General features: G+C 49.6%; 3 protein-coding genes. 2 read left to right on the top strand and 1 reads right to left on the bottom strand.

Annotated features, from left to right (window positions below):
• Nucleotides 1-234 precede the first annotated feature (234 nt).
• A complete protein-coding gene (locus tag MAQ5080_RS16960; RefSeq protein ID WP_067213486.1) occupies nt 235-1,656 on the bottom strand; it encodes an MBL fold metallo-hydrolase RNA specificity domain-containing protein in 1,422 nt (473 codons plus the stop codon).
• A 208-nt stretch (nt 1,657-1,864) separates the two neighbouring features.
• Between MAQ5080_RS16960 and glmU the strand changes: the two genes are divergently transcribed.
• Together glmU and glmS are read left to right on the top strand one after the other, a co-directional pair.
• Nucleotides 1,865-3,232 (top strand): bifunctional UDP-N-acetylglucosamine diphosphorylase/glucosamine-1-phosphate N-acetyltransferase GlmU, encoded by a 1,368-nt coding sequence (gene glmU, locus MAQ5080_RS16965; protein WP_067213488.1) that lies wholly within the window; start codon nt 1,865-1,867, stop codon nt 3,230-3,232.
• Nucleotide 3,233: 1 nt separating this feature from the next.
• The gene (gene glmS, locus MAQ5080_RS16970) at nt 3,234-5,063 is read left to right on the top strand and encodes a glutamine--fructose-6-phosphate transaminase (isomerizing) (RefSeq protein WP_067213491.1); all 1,830 of its coding nucleotides are present in this window, start codon (nt 3,234-3,236) and stop codon (nt 5,061-5,063) included.
• Nucleotides 5,064-5,257 lie beyond the last annotated feature (194 nt).

Here is a 5,257-nt window from a genome sequence, read left to right on the forward strand (position 1 = left end):
CATGGCTCTGGTGGTGAGTTGTTTTTGGCGAAATTATTGATCGCCAAGAGCTATGAACGTTCCCTTCTTACGCTAACATTCTGATCTATATTGAAATTTTGTGGGGATACCTCAGGGTCAGATCCCTAATCAGAGCGCAGTGAGTGGAAGCTGATGTACATACAGGGATCTGACCCCTAAGACAATCAGTAAGCTTGCAGCGGGGCAGCGCAAAAGTGCTGCCCCGTTTGCGTTTTAGAGCACAATCTTTATTTGCGGAAGCTGGCGCTGAAAGGCGTCTTGTAACGCTTGCTTGGCCTCTGGCTCACCGTGTACCAAATGAATCGTCTGTGGTGGCTGACGCATACGTCTGGCAAAGTTAACCAAGTTCTGTTGCCCCGCGTGGGCAGAATAACCGCCGATTTGCCAAACCTGAGCGTTAATCATGACCTGCTCGCCATCCAAAACCACATAGCCATTGTCTTTATGGTGGTAGGTCAGAATCTCACGCCCCGGTGTGCCTTGGGCTTGATAACCAACGAAAATCACATCGTTACGTACATCACCCAGTAAGGCCTTTAAATAATTCACAATACGGCCACCCGCGCACATGCCCGATGCCGCAATCACAATTGCAGGCCGTTTCTGTTGCGCCAAATAAGCGACGGTCTTCACATGCAAGTCATGATCATCAATGGTGGTAAGCTGCTCAAAGCTCAGTGGATGGCGACCTTGCTTGACTCTTCGAGTCGCTTCTTTATCCCAATAGGGCTTGAGCGCGCGATAGACTTCAGTGAATTGGCTAGCTAACGGAGAGTCGACAATAATGTCCAAATCTTGCCATGTCAGCCTCTGACCGGTAGCGGTGTGGCTAATGGCTTGTTTGGGGTGGTCATGAATAATGCTTTCGATCTCGTACAACAACTCCTGAGTCCGCCCAATCGAAAATGCCGGAATCAACACCACACCCCCATCGGCAAGGGCCTTCTCCATAGAAGCTTGCAGTCGTTGGCGTCGATGATGGCGATCTTCATGATTGCGATCACCATAGGTGCTTTCTAAGACTAACTGATCTGCGCGATACGGGGATTTCGGGGCGGCTAACAGAGGTGCGTAAGGTGCGCCTAAATCCCCTGAAAAAATCACATCCCAAGGTTTGGCTTTAGCGCTCTCCTTTAAACGTACTGTGACATAAGCCGAGCCAAGAATATGACCGGCGGGACTTAGCTTGATACGACAGCTCTTCTCACTGTTAGGTAGGGCGAGATCAAACCATTGCTGATAATTCAGTGCCACTAACTGATGTTGTAAACGCGCTAAACAGGCCTCGATAATGCTTTGATTGCGGGTCACGCCGACTTTCAAGGCATCCTCAATCACCAGCGGCAGTAATTGTGCGCTGGGTTTAGAGCACAAGATAGGCCCAGTAAAGCCTGCGGCCAAGAGATAGGGAATGCGTCCTACATGATCAATATGCACATGCGTCACCACTAACGCTTGTACCCGACTGATATCAAATTCGATGGCCAGTTGCTCAGTATTGGCTCCATGTTGCGAGGCTTCCGCCCCCTGAAATAAACCGCAATCGACCAGCAAACTATGGCCATCATCGATCACCAGTTCATGACAAGATCCCGTTACGCCATCCTTAGCGCCATGGTGTGTAATCTCGTACATTACAAATCCTTATGCTGTTGAATTCTTGTTGAAAATTAAAGCTAGCACAGAATCTGAATTACGCTATATGACCCATGGCAGGAGCCTGTGACAAGATCGTGACGATTACTTGTCAAAATATTTATGACAAAACAAATTGCGGCAAAGCTGAACAAAAGGTCTAATACCGCTTAATTAAAGATGACAGTTAAAATTGGGATATTGCTCTATGACACAGGATATTGTGATCCTTGCCGCTGGTAAGGGAAGCCGGATGAAATCGACTTTTTCAAAGGTGCTTCATAAACTTGCCGGAGAGGCGATGGTACGCCATGTGCTCACCACGGCTAGCGGCTTAAGCAATGCCCAGTTACATTTAGTTGTTGGACACCAAGGAGAACAAGTCGAGCAGGCTTGTCAGGATTTTTCTGCCAATATCGTTTGGCAAAATAACCCTCAAGGTACCGGTGATGCCCTGCGTCGTGCGGCATCGTCTCTGAGTGAGAACGGCAGTACTTTGACTTTGTATGGCGATGTGCCACTGATTCAACGCTCCACCTTAGAGCGTATGCTGTCTCTTTCTAATGACAATACTTTGGTTCTGCTCACCATCAAGCTGGATAACCCATTTGGCTACGGCCGTATCGTTCGTAACGAACAAGGTGCTGTCACAGCCATCGTTGAACAAAAAGACGCCAACCCTGAACAATTGTTAATTGATGAAGTGAACACCGGCATTTTACTGGCGCCGAATGCCAAGTTAAAAGGCTGGTTGGACGCACTAACGAATGACAATGCCCAAGGGGAATACTACCTGACTGACATTATTGCCATGGCAGCTGAGCAGGGCGTGGAAATCGTTACCGTGCACCCTGAGCAAGAATGGGAAGTCAGCGGCGTGAATGATCGTGTGCAGTTGGCCGCGCTTGAGCGCGTTTGGCAGCAACAACAAGCGGAAGCCATAATGCGTAACGGCACCACTCTGATGGACCCTAGCCGTATTGATATTCGTGGTGAGCTGATTACTGGCCAAGACTGTATTATCGATGTGAACTGTGTCTTTGAAGGCAAGGTCACACTGGGTGAAAACGTCGAAATCGGCCCAAATTGTGTATTGAAAAACTGTACCGTGGCCGATAATACGGTCATCAAAGCCAATACCATGATTGAAGACAGCACGGTAGGCACAAGCTGTGACTTGGGGCCGTTCGCGCGTCTACGTCCAGGGACAGTGCTGGCCAACAAAGCTAAGATCGGCAACTTCGTCGAGACCAAAAAAGCCCATATCGGTGAAGGCAGTAAGGTTAACCATTTAAGCTACGTGGGTGACACGCAAATGGGCGCTGGGGTCAATGTTGGCGCGGGGACCATTACCTGTAACTACGATGGCGTAAACAAATTCCAAACCATTATTGGCGACGGCGTATTTGTTGGTTCTAACTCCGCTCTGGTGGCTCCGGTGGAAATTCAAGCGGGAGCAACCATCGCAGCGGGTTCGACCATTACCAAGAGGGTGGCGGAGAATCAGCTAGCCTTTGGTCGTGCAAAACAAATGAATAAAGACGGTTGGGCGCGTCCGACCAAGCAGGAGAAATAATATGTGTGGCATCGTCGGCGCAATTGCTCAACGTAACGTGGCAAAAATCCTATTAGAAGGCCTATCTCGTCTTGAATACCGTGGGTATGACTCGTCCGGTGTGGCGATCAATAACGAAACGGGGGTCCGTGCGCACCGTGCCGTGGGCAAGGTGCAGGCATTGAAAGACAAGTTCGAAGCCATGCCGTTAGACGGCAAGCTGGGTATCGCCCACACTCGCTGGGCGACTCACGGTAAACCTACCGAAGCCAATGCTCACCCACATTTCTCTGGTGATGATTTGGCTTTGGTGCACAACGGTATCATTGAAAACCACGAAGTATTGCGTCGAGAGTTGATCGAGCTTGGCTACGAGTTTCGCTCGCAAACCGATACCGAAGTCATCGTACACCTCATTCACAACGCCCTGAAAACCGAACCAGATTTTCTTAAAGCGGTGAAAAATGCGCTGCAGCGTCTGCACGGTGCGTTTGCCATTGCCGTGACCTTGAACGATGAAAACGAGCGTCTAATTGCCGCTCGTAAAGGCAGTCCATTAGTCGTGGGCGTGGGTATCGAAGAGAACTTTGTCGCTTCTGATCAGCTTGCGCTGTTGCATGTGACTGACCAATTCATCTTCTTGGAAGAAGGCGATGTGGTCGAATTAACACGCGATGCCGTAACGGTGTTCGATGAAAACGATCAGGTGCAAGATCGTCCAATCAGCGTCTTTAACCATAATGTGGATGCTACTGACAAAGGCGAATTCCGCCATTACATGCTCAAAGAAATCTATGAGCAGCCAAAGGTGATTGCGGCCTGTTTAGAAGGGCGTATCAGTGATGAACGCATCCTCACCAGTTGCTTTGGCGCCAATTCAGCCTTCTTGAAAGAGATTGAAAACATTCATATCGTCGCCTGTGGTACCAGTTATCATGCGGGGATGGTGGCGAAATACTGGATCGAAGATCTGGCCAATATCCCTTGTACTGTGGAAGTGGCCAGCGAGTACCGTTACCGCAAGGTAGCCGTGCCGAAAAATACCTTGTTCCTAACGCTTTCTCAGTCGGGCGAAACCGCTGATACGCTGGCGGCGCTGCGTATGGCGAAACAGCTGAACTATTTAACAACGTTAGCGATTTGTAACGTACCGTCTTCGACATTGGTACGTGAGTCTGGCTTAACGCTATTGACCAATGCCGGTGCAGAGATTGGTGTGGCATCGACCAAAGCCTTTACCACTCAGCTAACAGCGCTGCTGATCACCTCGATTGCTATAGCTTCCGAAAAAGGCGAACTGAGTGCTGCGCAGCAAGCTGAACTGGTCACCGCCTTACGCTCATTGCCTGCCTATGTGGATGCGGCGATTAAGCAGGACGAAGCGATCAAACTGGTATCAGAGCAGTTTGCGAATAAGCACAATGCTTTGTTCCTAGGCCGTGGGCCCATGTTCCCAATTGCTTTAGAAGGCGCATTGAAGCTAAAAGAGATCAGTTATATCCACGCCGAAGCTTACCCAGCTGGGGAGCTAAAACACGGCCCCTTGGCGTTGGTGGACGAAACCATGCCGATTATTACGGTAGCGCCAAACAACCAAATGTTGGATAAATTGAAATCTAACCTGCAAGAAGTGCGTGCCCGTGGTGGCGAGCTGTATGTGTTTGGTGCCAAAGAGACTGGCTTTGAAGAAGCGGAAGGTATCTACTACAACGAAATTCCATGGGTGGAAGAAGTGCTCGAGCCGATCGTACACACCATTCCGCTACAGTTATTGTCCTACCATGTGGCTGTCGTGAAAGGCACTGACGTGGACCAGCCGCGAAATCTCGCCAAATCGGTGACTGTGGAATAATAGAGCGGTGAGGAGAGCTACGGGCTCTCCTCACCTCATCTGCCACTATCCACCGCCTTCAAAAATAGGGTAAGCGGATTAAATGGTTGATCTTACCTTTGCATGAGAGTGAGACAGACCGGCATCTCATCGGATTATCTGGTTGATGCTTCACCTACTGCTGGTGCATGTTTCCTTCGCTAATTCCAGCAAGA

This window comes from Marinomonas aquimarina, assembly GCF_900089755.1.
GTDB classification, from domain to species: Bacteria; Pseudomonadota; Gammaproteobacteria; order Pseudomonadales; family Marinomonadaceae; genus Marinomonas; species Marinomonas aquimarina.